The following is a 15,179-nucleotide window of genomic DNA, read 5'->3' on the forward strand; positions in this document are numbered from 1 at the left end:
CGGCACGGCTGGCGCCGATAGTCCTGGGCGGCGGAAGACCCTCTTGGCACGGATAGCTCTTGACGTCATGGGAACGGATCGCGGCCCTGCCGAGATCGTGGCCGGAGCGATCATGGCCGCCGGCGCGGGAAACGAACTGGTGCTGGTGGGGGACAGGGAGGTCATCGAGCCCGAGTTGACGGCGACCGGTGCCGACCTCGATGTGGTCCACGCGCCGGATGTGGTGGGGATGGGGGAGGATCCGGCCAGGGCGGTGCGGGACAAGCCGCGCTCCTCGATCATGGTGGCTGCCCGATTGGTGGCTTCCGGGGACGCCGACGCCCTGGTGTCGGCCGGATCGACCGGGGCGGCCATGACCGCGGCTTCCATCGTCATCGGGCGTCTCGAAGGCATCCAGCGTCCTGCCATCGCCACACCGATCCCTCGCGCGACCGGGATCCCGACCCTGGTACTCGACGCGGGGGCGAACCTGGAGGTGAAGCCCGCTCATCTGGTCCGGTTCGCGGTGATGGGCGCGCTGGTGGCCGAGATCGTCTACGGGATCGACCGGCCTCGGGTGGGCTTGCTCAATATCGGGGAGGAGCCTTCCAAGGGTCGTGAGGTGGAGCGATCCGCCTTCGGCCTGTTGGAGGAGGCCCCGGTGAACTTCGTGGGCAACATCGAGGGAGGGGACATTCCGGGCGACGTCGCCGACGTGGTGGTCACCGACGGCTTCACCGGCAACGTGGTGCTGAAGACGATGGAAGGGACGGCCGGGCTGGTCCTCGCGCTGGTCAGCGATGCCTTCGGGCGTCGCCCGGGCGGCATTCCCGGAGAGATGTTGAGGGTCGTCGAAGAGGTCCGGATGCTGATCGATCCCGAGTTGTGCGCCGGCGGGGCCTATCTCCTCGGGACCAGGTCCGGCGTGGTGATCGGCCATGGGTCATCGTCACGAAACGCCGTCTTCAACGCCGTCGGGCTGGCGGCCGAAGGTGTCAAGGGCGGTCTGTCCGAACGGATGGAGCGGGGGCTGGCCCGCTCGTGACCGGAAGCGGAGGCCTCGAGTCGGCCCTCGGGTACCGCTTCCGCGATCCAGGCCATCTGGACCAGGCCCTGCGTCACCGGTCATGGGTGGCCGAGACCGGCGAGGGGCCTTCCAACGAGCGACTGGAGTTCCTGGGCGACACCATCCTGCAGCTGGTGGTGACCGACTTCATCTTCCACGAATACGCATGCCTGTCAGAGGGGCAGATGGCCAAGCTCCGGGCATCGGTGGTCAACCGGGACGTGCTTCACCGGATGGCCGACGGCTTGGGACTGGGCCGGTTCCTCGCTCTCGACAAGGGCGAGGAGGCAACCGGTGGCCGGAGCAAGCCCTCCATCCTGGCCGATGCGATGGAGGCTGTCATCGGCGCCGTGTATCTCGATGGCGGACTGGACGTGGCCCGTGATCTGGTCATGCGTATCTGGGAGGAGCGCATCACGACCGAAGCGGAATCACCGGGTAGGAGTGATTACAAGAGCCGTCTCAACGTGGAGCTGGGTAGTGCCGCGCACGAGGTGCGGTACACCGTCATAGGCGCCGGACCCGACCACGAGAGGCTGTTCACCGCCCGGGTCTCGGTCGGGGACGACCAGTTGGGGTCGGGATCCGGCCGGTCCAAGCGAGAGGCCGAGCAGTCGGCCGCTCGCCAGGCCCTGAGCAAACTGCGCCACGAGGGTGCCTGAACTTCCCGAGGTCGAGACCACCCGTCGCGGGCTCGTGCCGGTCCTGGCCAGGCGCACTGTCGTGGCGGTGGAGGCTCTCCATCCCCGGATGCTGCGGCGCCAACCGGATCCGGTGGACTTCGTGCCCAGGTTGTCGGGCCAGGTGGTGGGTGAGCTGCGCCGCAAGGGCAAGTTCCTGCTCATCGAGGTGGGGGAGGGCCTCACCTGGGTCTTTCACCTGGGCATGTCGGGCCGGATGTCGGTCACCGCTCGCGAGGCACCCCGGCACCCTCACACGCGGGTGGTGGTGCGGACGGATGCCGGCCAGGAGGTCAGGATGGTCGACCCGCGTACCTTCGGCTTCACCGCCGCGCTCACCGCGGACGAGTTGGCCGCGTCGAGCATCGCCCGTCTCGGGCCCGACGCCCTGACCGCGCTCCCCTCGGCCCGCGAGTTGGCATCGGGGGCGGCGGGCCGTCGCGTGGCCACCAAGACCTTGCTCCTGGACCAGCGCTACCTGGCCGGACTGGGCAACATCTACGCCGACGAGGTGTTGTTCGCGGCCGCCATCGCCGGCGATCGTCCGGCCGGCTCGCTCAGCCTGGCCGAGGTGGGCGCCATACGCACTGCCATCGGGCGGGTGCTGGCGGATGGTCTCGAGCACGGGGGGACATCCCTCGACGACCTCGCCTACCTGCTTCCGGACGGAAGGGCCGGGCGGCACCTCGAGTATCTGTCGGTGTACGGGCGGGAAGGCAAGCCATGCCGGCGCTGTGGCGCCCCGATAGTGAAAGCAAGGATCAACGGCCGGTCCTCGCACCGATGCCCGGCCTGCCAGGCCTGACAACCCGCCACGCGGAGAACCCGCGGCTCTGGTGATGTAGCTGGAACCACAGATTCCCGGAGAACACGGCTAGACTCGCCGGGCCGGAATCACATGGATGTGACTTGCGTCTCAAATCGATAAGGCTGCTCGGTTTCAAGTCGTTCGCCGACCGGACCCTCATGGAGTTCGGGACCGGCGTTTCGGTGGTGGTCGGACCCAACGGGACCGGCAAGTCGAACATCGTGGACGCGGTGTCTTGGGTGCTGGGCACCCAGTTCACCAGGGCGCTGCGCGCCGACCAGATGGACGACGTGGTGTTCGCGGGCACGGCGGACCGACCTGCCCACTCGCGTGCCGAAGTCACGCTGGTGATGGACAACTCCGACCGGTCCGTGCCCCTGAACCTCGACGAGGTCGCCGTCACCCGCCGGCTGTTCAAGGGAGGCACGTCGGAGTACGAGATAAACGGAGCCCCCTGCCGCCTGCTCGACATCCAGGAACTGCTCTCGGATAGCGGGTTGGGTAGGCGCCAGCACCTGATCGTGGGCCAGGGCAGACTTGACACCGTCCTGGGAGGCAGCCCGGCACAGCGGAGGGAGATCATCGAGGATGCGGCCGGGATCCGCAAGCACCGCATCCGGAAGGCGAAGGCCATCCGCCGGCTCGAACAGTCGGATGCGGATGCGGTACGTCTACGGGACATCGCCGGTGAGATGGAGCGCCGGAAACGACCGTTGCGGAGACAGGCCCGCGACGCCGAACGGTACGAGGAGATGCGCTCCGAGTTGGGCTCGCTCCGCCTATGGCTCGGTGGGGAGGAATTGCGCGCCCTGGCCCGCAAGAGACAGGAACTGGACCGGGAGCGAACCGACATCGAGCGCCGGGTCGCCCGCAGCGAGTCCGAACAGGGCCGGATCCGGGAACTGATCGAAGCCACCGAGCACCGATCGGAGAAGTTGGCGGCCGAGTTGGACCGGTCCGGGGAGCAGATTGCCGATCTGCGGACCGTGGCCGCCCGGCTGGCCGGCGTCGCCCGGGTGTCGCACGAGCGGGCCCGCGGGCGGGCCGAGCAGATCAGCCGGATGGAGGCCGCCTACCGGCGCTTCACCGACCAGGCCGTCGAGCTGTCCGCCCGGCTGGACGCGGCAACCAACCGGGAGGAGCAGGCTCGTCAGGATGCGGAACGCTGCAGGGCCGAGCTGCATGTGGCCGAGGAGCGGCTACGGGACATCCCCGCCGATGCAGATCTCCGGGCCGGTAACCGGCCCGCGATCGTGAGGGCGGAACTCAGGAAGAGCGAGGTTGCGGCCCGCAAGGACGCCGACCGTATCACGGAGTACCTGCGGGCTGCTGACGAGGCTCGCACCCGCCTCGCGCAGCAGTCCCGGCTGGCCGACCAGCTCGCCCGGGAGGTGGCGTCGGCAGAGGAGCGCCTGGACTCTTCCGGACGGCTGGGTCGGGAGCGCAGCGAGGATCGTCAGAGGACAGAGTCGGAATGGGCCCGATGCGAGGAGCGTCTGAGGTCGGTCGAGACCCTTCAGGCGGCGGCGCGAGCCCGGCTGGATGCGCTGGAGGCCGCCGGCGGGGCGTCATCCCGCACCCGGGACCGGATCAAGATGTCGGATGGAGTGCTCGGTGAGTTGATCGAGCTCCTCGACGTGCCCGAGCGGCTGGTGCGCCCGGTAGCGGCGGCCCTGGGCGCGTGGGCCGAGGCTCTGGTGGTGGACGGCCCCGAGGCGGTCGGGACGGTGGTTGACGGGATCAAGACCGGGGGGAAGGGGTCCGTTCCCCTGGTGGTGCCGGAATCCGGTCCGGACGCGTCGGTGGCCCGATCAGTGGCAGACCGGTGGGGCGCGACAAGGCTCCGTGACGAACTCGGGCCGGTAGCCCGATCGGGCGTGGGCGCCGGCCTGCTCGGGGACGTCCTGCTGGTGGACAGCTGGAGCCAGGGGTGGAAGATCGTCCGCAACGTGCCGGAAGTCCGGGCGGTCACCGCCGAAGGTGACCTGATTACCCGGTTCGGCATCTACCCGACCGATCCGGACTCGGGTTCGCCGGACATGATCGCTGCGGCGCGGCGGGCTGCCGGGAAGGCGGGTCGGGAGATGGAGGCCGCCCGAGAGGCCGAGGCGCAGGCCAGGGTCCGGATGGAGGCGGCTCGCCGTGATGACGAGTCCGCCCGGGCGGAGGTCGCCGCGCTGCGCTCCCGGCATGAGGACCTGACCGGCGCTCTCGAGCACAATCGCCGGGCACAGACCGCATCGGCCGAGGAGATTGCCGGCCTGGAAGCGCGTACGGCAGCAGCCCGCCGATCGGCGGAGCGGAACGAGCGCCGCCTCGAAGAACTGCGGGATCTGGTGGCCGAGGCGGAGAGCGGTGAGGCGGCCGGCCGTGACTCGACCGAGATACTGGCCGAGCAGCGGTCCTCCGCCGAGAGCCGCTTGGCGGAGGCGCGAGCGGCGCGCGAGGAATCGGTCCGCGCGCTCGGAGCGGCGGCCGAGAGGCGCCGCTTGCTGGCTGACCGGGTCGACTCGGTCACCCTGCAGCTGGCGGATGGAATCGACACCACGACCGAGCAGGCAGGTCTGGAGCATGCCCGCAACATCGAGCACTGGACGCTGCGGGTGGCCGAGGTAGCCCACCACAGGCTGGGAGAGCTCGTCGAGCGCCGTGAGCGGTCGAGGGCGATGGCCACGGCTTCCGCCGGCGAGGTGAACGCGCTTCGCACCCGGAAGGCGGCCGTCGACCGGGAGCAGGAGTCCGCCCGGAGTCGAATGGGCAGGCTCGAGGTCGCGGTGGCCGAGGTCGGAGTGCGCGAGGAGTCGGTGGCGGAACGGTTGCGGAGGGACGCGGACTCCACGAAGGAAGCGGCTCTGGCCGCCACCGTGCCACCGGAACAGCGACCCGGCGCCGAGCCGCGGGTGGAGGAGCTCACCAGGGCACTGGCCCGCATGGGTCCCGTAAACCGGCTGGCCGCCGAGGAGTACCGGGAACTGGACCAGCGATACCGGCGCCTGACCGACCAGATGGCCGACATCGAGCACGCAAGGTCGGAGATCAGGAAGGCGATCGACGCGCTGGACGCCGAGATGCACGAGCTCTTCAGGAAGACCTTCGACGACACGGCGCGCCACTACCGCAGCTGCTTCTCCGTTCTCTTCCCCGGTGGCAGCGGGGAGTTGATCCTGAGCGGGTCGACCGACCCGCTGGAGGCGGGCGTGGAGATACGAGCCCAGCCGTTCGGGAAGAAGGTCGGCAAGCTCGCGCTGCTGTCCGGAGGGGAGCGGTCGCTGGCGGCGCTGGCCTTCCTGTTCGCGGTCTTCAAGGCCCGGCCCGGTCCCTTCCACATCCTCGACGAGGTGGATGCGGCCCTGGACGAAGCCAACCTGGGACGTTTCCTGAGGTTGGTCGAGGATTTCTCGGCCTGCTCCCAGCTGGTGCTGATCACCCACCAGCAGGCCACCGTACGGGTGGCCGACACGCTGTACGGGGTGACCATGGCGCCGGGCGGATCCTCGAGGGCGCTGGTACGAGACATGAAACGGATCCCGGCCGGCACCGTAACGGCCGCCTAGAGACGAGCGGTCCCGGGGATTCCGATCACCGGCAACCGGTCGCCGATGGGCAGTCGCCTACCCGGCCGGATAGAATCATCAGCAGTGGTCTGTCTGCGAAACAACCGGGTGCTCTGGCGGCCATCGGCGTCCCGTCGCTGCGTTCCGCTTCCTCAACGTACCGCTGCGGGTACGCCTTCGTCAGCGGGCCTTGCGAGGAACACCGCTGCCTGGCCATACCACACCGCCATTACCCAGACAGACCACTAGTGAGGTCGCCAACCGGTGATCCGCGATCGAGAGGTCCGATCCGATGGCTCCCGTAGTCCCATGGCCGGTTGCCTTCCTGGGGATCGAGCTGCCGGAGTCGATGGCCTCCTTAGCCGTCTGGCTTGTTCTCCTCGTGGTGCTGGGTGTCGTTGTCGCCCGGGCGCGGAAACGCCGCCGGAGAGCACGGCCGCCGGCGCCGCACCCGCAGGAAACCGCCATGGGTGCTGCCCTTTCCAGGGTCCGGGGTCACCTCGAGTCCGTCTGGACCCGCCCTCCGGGATCGGCCGCACCGTGGGAGCAGATGGAGGAGGATCTGATTGCCGCCGACATGGGAGTCAAGGCGGCTCGGCGGATCGTCGAAGCAGCTCGCCAAGCCGGTCTGTCCGGGGCCGATGAGATAAGAGCCGTGGTCCGCGCCGAGTTGAACCGCAGCCTCGCCGGGTACGACCGCGATCTCCACCTGGAAGGAGATCCTTCGATCATCGTCCTGGTGGGCGTCAACGGGGCGGGTAAGACCACAACCGTGGCCAAGTTGGCGCACCGCCTCGCCGCGGCCGGCAAGAGCCCTCTCGTCGGGGGCGCCGACACATTCCGTCCTGCGGCCGATTCGCAGCTCAAGGTCTGGGCCGAGCGCCTGGGCGTCCCGATGGTCTCGGGCGCCCGGGGCGCCGACCCGGCGTCGGTGGCCTACGACGCTCTCGGGGCGGCCCGTGCCCGGGGCGCCGACGTGCTGATCGTCGATACGGCCGGTCGCCTCCACACCAGCCACAACCTGATGGAGGAACTGGCCAAGATCGTCCGCGTGCTCGGCCGGGACGGTGATCGGGTGTCGGAGGTGCTGCTGGTCATGGACGCCACCACCGGCCAGAGCGGGCTCGCTCAGGCGCGCCGGTTCGCCCGGGTCGGTGTCACCGGCGTTGTCCTGACCAAGCTGGACGGTACGGCCAAGGGGGGAGTGGTGCTGGCGATCGAGGATGAACTCTCGCTGCCGGTGAAGTTCGTGGGTGTGGGTGAGGGGAGTGGTGACCTCCTCCCGTTCGACGGCCCGTCCTTTGTGGACGCCCTGGTGGGAGGCGGCGCGGCGTGAACACCGACGATCTGGCTGCGGAGGCCCGCCGGGCGGCTCTACGGTCCTATTCGCCCTACTCGCGGTTCCGGGTGGGCGCGGTGGTGGTGGATTCCGAAGGCCGGCGCCATACCGGTTCCAACGTGGAGAATGCCGCCTACGGTTCGTCCATCTGCGCGGAAGCGACCGCCATCAGCGGCGCGGTGGCCCGGGGCGTGCGGAGGATCGAAGGTGTGGCCGTGGCCTGTGTCGACGCCGACGGCGTCGACAACGCCTATCCGTGCGGGAACTGCCGGCAACTGATGAACGAGTTCGGTGTGGAGTGGGTTGTGGTGGCGGCCGGGGAGGGCAGCGAGGTCCGGCGCCACCACCTGTCCGATCTCCATCCCTATGGGTTCTCTCTCGAAGCCTGAATCATTTCCTCAAGCCGGTTGGGGAGGCTCGTCCGTAACCGACCAACACTCGGCCAGCTTGCGCAGCAGCACTGTCAAGTCATTCCGCTCGTCCGACGTGAGCACTGCCAGGCGCCTCCTGCGGTCTTCGGTGCGCCTCCGCACCATGCGTTCGGCGCTGGCTATGCCGTCGGGGGTGATGACCAGGTTGACGGCTCGACGGTCGGCCGGGTGGCGGACGCGCCGCGCGTAACCGTTCTGTTCGAGGCGATCGACCCGGCTGACCATGGTGGCGGTGGTCATCCCCAGCTGCTGCGCCGCGTCGGTCGGGGTCACGGACTCTTCCCGGTGCTGAGCGTTCCGCAGGAGTGCCAGTACCTGGTAGTCCCCCTGGTTGGCGAGGCCTTCGGTGATCGCTATCCGATCCATGTCGCCCGCCAGGTCGGCAGCGAGTTGCTCGATGCGGGCTGCCGGCTCTATTCCCCACAGGGAGTTGTCCCGAAGCGTTCGTTCCCATCTGCGGATCTTCCGGTCGATGATGTCCTCGGTCTGGTCTCGAGTCTCGTGTTCCGATACTCGCGCGCCAGTACTCGCCCTCCGGTTCCGGTCGAATGCGATCACGGTCGGTCCTCTCTGTTAGCCGTTCCTCAGGCCGGGGTGTTCCCGCCGGCTTGCAGTCGTGTCCTCACGCCGTAGAGGTCGCTCGGCACGGTGCCCATGGTGAATCTGGCGGGCATCCGCGGGGTGACCGATCCGGTTCTCGAGACATCGAAGACCCCGTTGTCCATACCCAGCAGCATGTAAGAGGTCTGGCCGACCGGGAGGCCGGCGCCCGTGAAGTGGAGACCGGGGGGCGTCTCACGGCCGCGGAGGAAGAGCAGAACCTCCTGGCGCGGGCGGAGCGGCGTCACATCGAGGACGATTGCCCGCTCCGGGTCGATGCGCCCTACGTAGACCGATTCGCCGGCTTGCCCTTTGAGGGTTTCCCCGACGGCGATCTCGTAGAACACGATCGGGCGTGGGCGCACGCCGGCCCGCTCGTAGGCGGCGAGCAGGTCCGGGTCGTTGGTGCGGTAGTCATCGGCTCGGGCCGCCACTCCGGTCACGGTCCCGACGACTATGAGGTCCGCGATGGTGGCCAACTCCTCCAATGACTGGTAGACGACGCCGCTGGCCGCCATGTACACGACACCGGCGTCGTCATCCTCCTGTAGCAGCGTTGCCGCTACTACTGCGGTTATCAGAGCGACAGCTGCTGCTCCGAGTATTCCCACCTTGTGCGGCCGTCGGCCCACCTTCAGTCTCCCCCACCGGTTCGTGGTGATGCACCTCAAGATTACTAGAGCCTGAATTATATTGCAACGAGTAGCACGGCACTGATGTAAGTCTCGCTCGGGGGTGGACGCCAGGCCGAAGGTCCGTACCCCTATCATCGCGGGCGTCCCGAGGAAACCGGGGCAGTGTCCACTATGCGTGAACTTCAGGATCGCAGGGAAGGATCGCAGGATGACGCCTCGCAACGGTTCCCGAACCCCTTCCGCTTACGGGATCCGCCCTCCTATCAAACCCATGATGGCTCGGGTAAGGGAGACGCCGCCCCGGGGAGAGGGTTGGGTCTACGAACCCAAGTGGGACGGGTTCCGCATGATCGCCTATGGCGGCGACCCGCCGCGCCTGGACTCCCGCAACGGCAAGACCCTGTTGCGTTACTTCCCGGAACTCCGGCCCGCCCTCGAGCGCCTGGCGCCGGGTACGGTGGTCGACGGCGAGATCCTCATGGTGGTGGACGACATGACCCAGTTCGACCTCCTCCAGATGCGCATCCACCCTGCGGAGTCGCGTATCAGCCGGCTGGCGGAGGAGCTTCCGGCCCGCCTGGCGGCCTTCGATCTGCTGGCCGACGCCGGCGAGAGCCTGCTGGATACTCCCTACCGGACCCGCCGTGATCGCTTGGAGGAGCTGGTAGGCCCCTTGGGGGCCCCCTGGCACCTGACCCCCGCCACCGGAGACTTCGAGGAGGCCTCCCGCTGGTTCCACGAGTTCGAGCCGGCCGGATGTGACGGGATCATCGCCAAGCGAGCCGGCGGGACGTATCGGCCCGGTAAGCGGGAGTGGATCAAGTGGAAGCATCGCCGCGACGCCGACTGCGTGGTCGGCGGTTACCGCATCCACAAGGAGGGCGACCGGGTCGGTTCGTTGCTCCTGGGTCTCTACAACGCGGAGGGCGACCTGCATTTCATCGGGCATACATCCGGGTTGTCCGACCAGGAACGGATCGACCTGCTGCCGGTGCTGGAGCAGTTGCGTACGGAGGCGAGCTTCGGCGGCGAGGGCGCCCGGGCTCCGGGATCCGTGAACCGGTGGACGGGGCAGCGCTCGATGGCGTGGATCCCGATCCGGCCCACCCTGGTGGTCCAGATCAGCTATGACCAGCTGGAGGGGGGCAGGTTCCGCCATGCCACCCGGCTGGAGCGGTGGCGGACCGACAAGAGGCCCCTCGACTGCACCATGGACCAGTTGGTCCGGCCCGAGGGGATGGGTTTCTCGGAGATCGTAGGGTGAGTCCGGAGGACCGGACCGCCCATCCCCTTCGCATCGCCCGGATCCGCCCGGTGACCGCCGACGCGGTCACCGTGACCTTCGATGATCCCGGCCACGTTGTCGGGGGGTCGGCCGGTTGGTACGTGATAGTCCGCGTCATGTTGGAGGGGGAGGAGCACCGCCGGGCATTCTCGCTCAGTTCCACACCGGAGTTGGCCCAGCCACCGGCCATAACCGTGAAGCGTCACCCCGGCGGCCTGGTGTCGAGGCACCTGGTCGAAAGTGCCCGGGAAGGAGATGTGGTGGGGGTGGAGCCTGCCGCAGCCGGGGGCTTCGACGTGCGGATCAGCACTGCGGGGCGCCGCACCCTCTACTGCTTCGCGGCCGGAAGCGGCATCGCGCCGATCGTTGGCGTCATCCGGGGAGTCCTGGCACTCGAGGGGGGCTCGGTGGTGCATCTCCTCTACGGCAACCGGGCGCCGCGTGATGCCATCTCCGCGGGGGAGTTGGCGACCATGGCCGCAGATCACCCGGACCGGTTCCGCCTCTCCTGTCTGTTCAGCAGCCGGGGAGCCCGCATCGACCACCGGGCGGTGGATCGGTTCCTGACATCCCGCCCACCGACCACCGCGGACGTGTGGTACTTGATATGCGGCCCGCAGGGAATGAACCGCACCGTCGAAGCCCGGCTCCGGTCGCTCGGGGCACCAGACGACCGGTTGCTGGTGGAGCGCTACCAACCGCCGCACCGGGAGGGAGCGCCCGTACCGTACGAGGGCGCGCTGGTGCGCCTTCAGGATCACGACCGCGAAGGAAGGGCTGCCGCCGGAGACGTGCTGCTGGACGCACTGGGCGGGCCGTCCTCGCCGCTCCACTACGCCTGCCGCTCCGGGGTGTGCGGCACCTGTCGCGCCCTCCTGGTGGACGGAGAGGTGGATCCCGGCGTCCCGTTCGCCCTGACCGAGGCGGAGCAGGCCGCCGGGGTGGTGCTCACCTGCGTGGCCCGGCCCCTCAGCGCCGAGGTGGTGCTGCGCTCGCTGCCCTGATCAAGTGGCTCTGGTCGCTTCCCTCCGGCGGTGCCACCTTTCCCAGAGTGCGAGCAGGGACGGAAGCACCAGGATGGCTGCCACCAGGGAGAGTCCTACGGCGTACACCGTGACCTGTCCCATCTGCTGGAAGGGAACGAGCCTTGAGGTGATCAGGATCCCGAACCCGGCCATGGTGGTGAAGGCCGACCCCGCCAACGCGCCGCCCGTATGGCGGGACGTCGAGCGGAGGGCCTCGTCCAGACTCTCCATGCGGACCCGGTCCTCGCCGAAACGGCGGGCGATGTGGATGGTGTAGGGGACCCCGATTCCTATCGACAGTGCCGACAGGGTGGCGGTAACCGGTCCGAAAGGAATGCCCGTCGCGTACATCAATCCGTAGGTCCAGAACACCACCAGCGCCACGGGGACCATGGTGAGCACACCCAGGAAGGGTCGGCGGTTCTCGAACCAGAAGCTGACCATCAGCACCACGGTGGCGACCACCAGGGTGATGAGCAGCGAAGTGGTCTGCGATTCCGCCAACTCTTTGACGATCAGGTTGGTGATGATCCCGGTGGAGGTGGCTATCACGCTGACCCCCAGGTCGGAGACTTCCGAGAAGTTGTCCAGGAGGTCCTGTCGCAGCTGCAGTGCTCCGGTCTCTCCCGCCTGGGTGCCGATGTCGAAACGCAGTGCGTCGTAGCCCGACCCGCTTTGGTGAAGGACGTCCGCCGCTCGCTGGGGGGCCACCTCGAACATGGCGTCCCAGAGAGGGGTGACGTCGGCGCCGGCGGGAACCCGGAGATCCTGGCTTGCGCCTGCGGCCCGGGCCGCGGCGGTGACCGGTTCGGAGGGCGGACCCTGCGGGCCGCCGCGGTTCAGGGAGTTGAGTATCGAGATCGGTGAGTTGGCGGAAGCGATCGGCCCCCTCGGAGTCTCGAACACCAGCACGTTCTCGACCTCGTTCAGTCGCGAACCGGCCGAGACCAGGGCGTTGTGGACCGCCGGCGTGGCGAGGTCCTCGCCTTCGATCAGGATCTGGGTGGACTCCCCCAGGCCTCCTCCGAACTCCTCCTGCAGGATCTCCAGCGCCCGGATCCCGGGAGCGTCGCTGGGAAGGAAGTCGGTGACCGAGAAGCGGGTTTCCAGCTGGGCGAGTCCCCACACTCCCAGGCCTCCCAGCACCATGGCTGCCATGACCATCACTACGGGGATCTTCTCCGCCAGCCACGAGGTACGGGCTATCAGGGAGGGCAGGAGGCGTTCCGAAGAGGCTCTCATGCCCGCCACGGGCAGGGAGCCCTTGGATTCCACGTGGCGGTCCACCTTCCGAGCCACGATCAGCAGCCGCAGGAACGCCCATGAGAACCTGCCCCGCCGCTCGGTCCGGCGATCCAGGATCTTGCGGGCCGCCGGGAAGAAGGTGAGGGTCAGGACGAACGAGGCGACTATCCCTACCGCTGCCAGGATCCCGAAGTCCTTCAGCGCCGGCACGGGGTTGAAGATGTTGGTGAGGAAGCCGATGGCGGTGGTGACGGTGGCCAGGACCAGGGCTATTCCCACCGTGCCGATGGCGGTGCGGGCGGCGCCGTCCACGTCCTGTCCCCGGCCGATCTCCTCGCGATAGCGGGAGGTGATGTGGATCCCGTAGTCGACGCCCAGCCCGATGAGCAGGATGGGGATGATCTGGGTGATGGTGTTGAACGAGGCGATCACCCCGGCCCGTTCCAGCAGCACCCCGATCCCCTGCATGAAGGTGATGGCGGCAAAGATGGTGAAGAGAGTCAGCAGGGTGTCGGCCAGGGTCCGGCGCCCGGACTGGACGAGGGCGCCCCGCCCCGGCGGCTTGAGCCAGTACACGAAGAAGAGAATGACGAGGATGATGAGGGCGGCCATCCCGAAGAGGCGCCCGATCTCGCTCCCGGCGTCACCGCTGTCCTCGAAGAGCAGGGTGAAGCTGAAGGGTATGACCTCCAACCCTTCGGGGGTGGGTATGGTCCGCAGGGCGTCCGCCACCACAGAGTCGTTCTCGACAGCCTCGTCGAATGCCTCCTCCTCGAGCCCTACCGGCACCTCGGTGAATATCAGTACCAGACCCGCCTGGGCCGTGGCTGTGGATGGGTCCCCGTTCTGGCTGACCAGCGAGGCGAACTGTGGGTTGGCCTCCGGACCCGTGGTGGCCTGGATGTACAGGTCCTTGACGTCCTGATCGGTGTCTACGAGGGTGCCGTTCTCTCCGGCCATGTCGATCGCCGGGTCGAGATAGCTGAAGGACGCGCCCCGTCCGGGAACGGATGAGAGGTTGTCGGACAGGGCATCGCTCGCCAGGACGGAGTTGATGGCGGTCACCACGTCGTAGGCGTCCCTGGTGAAGACGTCGCCTCCCTCGTTGCGAACGATCACCTGGATGACGCTCTCCTGGGTGTCGTCGCTGCCGAACAGGTCGCTGATCCGGTCCTGGGCCAGCAGTTCCGGGTTGTCCGGAGAGAGGCCCTCGTTGCCCTGGCCTATCTCGACCTGGGTGGACAGGGCGCCGAAGACGCCGAAGAGGACCAGCGTGGTTATGACCACTGCCCAGGGGGCCCTTGACACCAAGAACGCGAAGGCTCTGACGAACGTCTTCACACAGATTCCTCTCTGGACAGTTCGGTGGTGGAGGAGGGGGAATCCGCTACTTCCGTCGGGCAGGCTAATTACACCACGGCACTATCGAGAATCGGTCGGGCCCCAGGGCTACCAGCCTGTGAGCTATGGCCGGTAGTTGCTAATCAGTAGTCGTCGATCTAACTAGCAACTAAGAACCATCAACTAGCAACTATTTCCAGTTGGCCTTCACCATCTTGGAGGGTTGCACCCGGGGTGGTTCTCCCGGCATCTTGGGGTAGTTCGGCGGCCAGGGCGCGTCGCCCGCGCCGTCGGCCTCGTCCCTCTCCACCCACTCGAGCAGGCGTTCGATCCGGCCGGGGTGGTCGTCGATCCCTTCGGTCAGATCGCCGACCGCCGCGTACCGGCGGTGGAAGCGATCCATCGGGAAGTCCTCGATCTCGACATCGGGTAGCTCGTCCCATGTGACCGGGGCCGACACGTATCCGGTGGGACGGACCCCGTAGGCGGAGGACACGGTCTTGTCGCGCGCGTTCTGGTTGTAGTCGATGAACACTCCCCGCCGCTCCTCCTTCCACCATCGGGTGGTGATCAGGTCAGGATGGCGGCGTTCCAGCTCGCGGCCGAACGCCAGCACCGCCCGGCGGGCCTGGTAGAAGTCCCACTCCGGCGCGATGCGCACGTAGACGTGGACACCCCGGCTTCCGGTGGTCTTGGGCCAGCCCACCAGGCCCACCTCCTCGAGGAGTTCCCTGGTCGCCAGCGCGGCCCGCTTGACATCGGCGAACGCGAACCCCTCCGTGGGGTCGAGGTCGAGCCGGAGCTCGTCCGGATGATCCAGGTCCTCGGCTCGGACCGGCCACGGATGCAGGTCCAGACAGCCCAGTTGGACGAACCTGAGGATGTCGGCCCGGGAGCGAGCCACGTTCATCCGGCCGGGACGCTGGGACGGGAAGCGTATGGGTGCGGTCTCGAAGGGCGTGTTCTTGGACGCCCGTTTGTGGTAGATCGGCGCCGTGTCGACATCCTTCATGTACCGCTTCATCATGGTGGGGCGGCCGAACACGCCGCGCAGGCAGCCCTCGGCCACGGTACGGAAGTAGAGGGCCACGTCGAGTTTCGTCCATCCCTGCCGGGGAAATACCAGCCGGTCCGGTGACGTTATCCGGACTTCCTCGCCGGCGATTTCAACCAGGGTGGGGCCTGCCATGA

Annotated in this window: 12 protein-coding genes; 8 read left to right on the forward strand and 4 right to left on the reverse strand. The window is 68.0% G+C overall.

The features are described 5' to 3' along the window. The first annotated feature begins 43 nt into the window (after positions 1 to 43). From plsX to cdd, 6 genes are all read left to right on the forward strand, one after another. Positions 44 to 1,024, forward strand: a complete 981-nt coding sequence (gene plsX / locus OXK16_01930; protein MDE0374706.1) for a phosphate acyltransferase PlsX — start codon at positions 44 to 46, stop codon at positions 1,022 to 1,024. Then, positions 1,021 to 1,707 carry a ribonuclease III gene (rnc, locus tag OXK16_01935; GenBank protein MDE0374707.1) on the forward strand — a complete coding sequence of 229 codons (687 nt, stop codon included), beginning with the start codon at positions 1,021 to 1,023 and terminating at the stop codon, positions 1,705 to 1,707. The genes plsX and rnc overlap by 4 nt, the downstream gene beginning before the upstream one ends. Beyond that, entirely contained in the window at positions 1,700 to 2,530 is an 831-nt protein-coding gene (gene mutM, locus OXK16_01940; GenBank protein MDE0374708.1) for a bifunctional DNA-formamidopyrimidine glycosylase/DNA-(apurinic or apyrimidinic site) lyase, read from the forward strand. Before rnc ends, mutM begins: the two co-directional genes overlap by 8 nt. 104 nt (positions 2,531 to 2,634) lie before the next feature. Further along, complete coding sequence (smc, locus tag OXK16_01945) at positions 2,635 to 6,087, forward strand: chromosome segregation protein SMC (GenBank protein MDE0374709.1); 3,453 nt, start codon at positions 2,635 to 2,637, stop codon at positions 6,085 to 6,087. A 292-nt stretch (positions 6,088 to 6,379) separates the two neighbouring features. Further along, positions 6,380 to 7,423, forward strand: a complete 1,044-nt coding sequence (gene ftsY / locus OXK16_01950) for a signal recognition particle-docking protein FtsY (protein ID MDE0374710.1) — start codon at positions 6,380 to 6,382, stop codon at positions 7,421 to 7,423. Beyond that, on the forward strand, positions 7,420 to 7,815 hold the full coding sequence (cdd, locus tag OXK16_01955) for a cytidine deaminase (GenBank protein ID MDE0374711.1): 396 nt from the start codon (positions 7,420 to 7,422) through the stop codon (positions 7,813 to 7,815). The genes ftsY and cdd overlap by 4 nt, the downstream gene beginning before the upstream one ends. A gap of 9 nt (positions 7,816 to 7,824) precedes the next feature. Here cdd and OXK16_01960 read toward each other — a convergent pair whose 3' ends face one another. Together OXK16_01960 and OXK16_01965 are read right to left on the reverse strand one after the other, a co-directional pair. After that, complete coding sequence (locus OXK16_01960; GenBank protein ID MDE0374712.1) at positions 7,825 to 8,415, reverse strand: MarR family transcriptional regulator; 591 nt, start codon at positions 8,413 to 8,415, stop codon at positions 7,825 to 7,827. Positions 8,416 to 8,441: 26 nt separating this feature from the next. Further along, positions 8,442 to 9,089, reverse strand: a complete 648-nt coding sequence (locus OXK16_01965) for a hypothetical protein (GenBank protein MDE0374713.1) — start codon at positions 9,087 to 9,089, stop codon at positions 8,442 to 8,444. A 211-nt stretch (positions 9,090 to 9,300) separates the two neighbouring features. Here OXK16_01965 and OXK16_01970 point away from each other — a divergent pair, with 211 nt between their 5' ends. Both OXK16_01970 and OXK16_01975 read left to right on the forward strand, forming a co-directional pair. Continuing rightward, positions 9,301 to 10,356: an ATP-dependent DNA ligase gene (locus OXK16_01970; protein MDE0374714.1), complete on the forward strand. Its 1,056-nt coding sequence runs from the start codon at positions 9,301 to 9,303 to the stop codon at positions 10,354 to 10,356. Next, a complete protein-coding gene (locus OXK16_01975) occupies positions 10,353 to 11,381 on the forward strand; it encodes an iron-sulfur cluster-binding domain-containing protein (protein ID MDE0374715.1) in 1,029 nt (342 codons plus the stop codon). The genes OXK16_01970 and OXK16_01975 overlap by 4 nt, the downstream gene beginning before the upstream one ends. On the opposite strand, the gene OXK16_01980 is transcribed toward OXK16_01975, so the two are convergent. Beyond that, positions 11,382 to 13,988 (reverse strand): MMPL family transporter, encoded by a 2,607-nt coding sequence (locus OXK16_01980; protein MDE0374716.1) that lies wholly within the window; start codon positions 13,986 to 13,988, stop codon positions 11,382 to 11,384. Between the two features lie 190 nt (positions 13,989 to 14,178). After that, a complete protein-coding gene (locus tag OXK16_01985) occupies positions 14,179 to 15,177 on the reverse strand; it encodes an ATP-dependent DNA ligase (GenBank protein MDE0374717.1) in 999 nt (332 codons plus the stop codon). Positions 15,178 to 15,179: the final 2 nt, after the last annotated feature.

The sequence above is a fragment of the bacterium genome (assembly GCA_028821235.1).
GTDB lineage: Bacteria > Actinomycetota > Acidimicrobiia > Spongiisociales > Spongiisociaceae > Spongiisocius.

Bases quoted from the DNA above. Each gene is read 5' to 3' on its own strand.
- ftsY (MDE0374710.1), top strand. From the start codon at position 6,380: ATGGCTCCCGTAGTCCCATGGCCGGTTGCCTTCCTGGGGATCGAGCTG.
- OXK16_01970 (MDE0374714.1), top strand. From the start codon at position 9,301: ATGACGCCTCGCAACGGTTCCCGAACCCCTTCCGCTTACGGGATCCGC.
- OXK16_01985 (MDE0374717.1), bottom strand. From the start codon at position 15,177: ATGGCAGGCCCCACCCTGGTTGAAATCGCCGGCGAGGAAGTCCGGATA.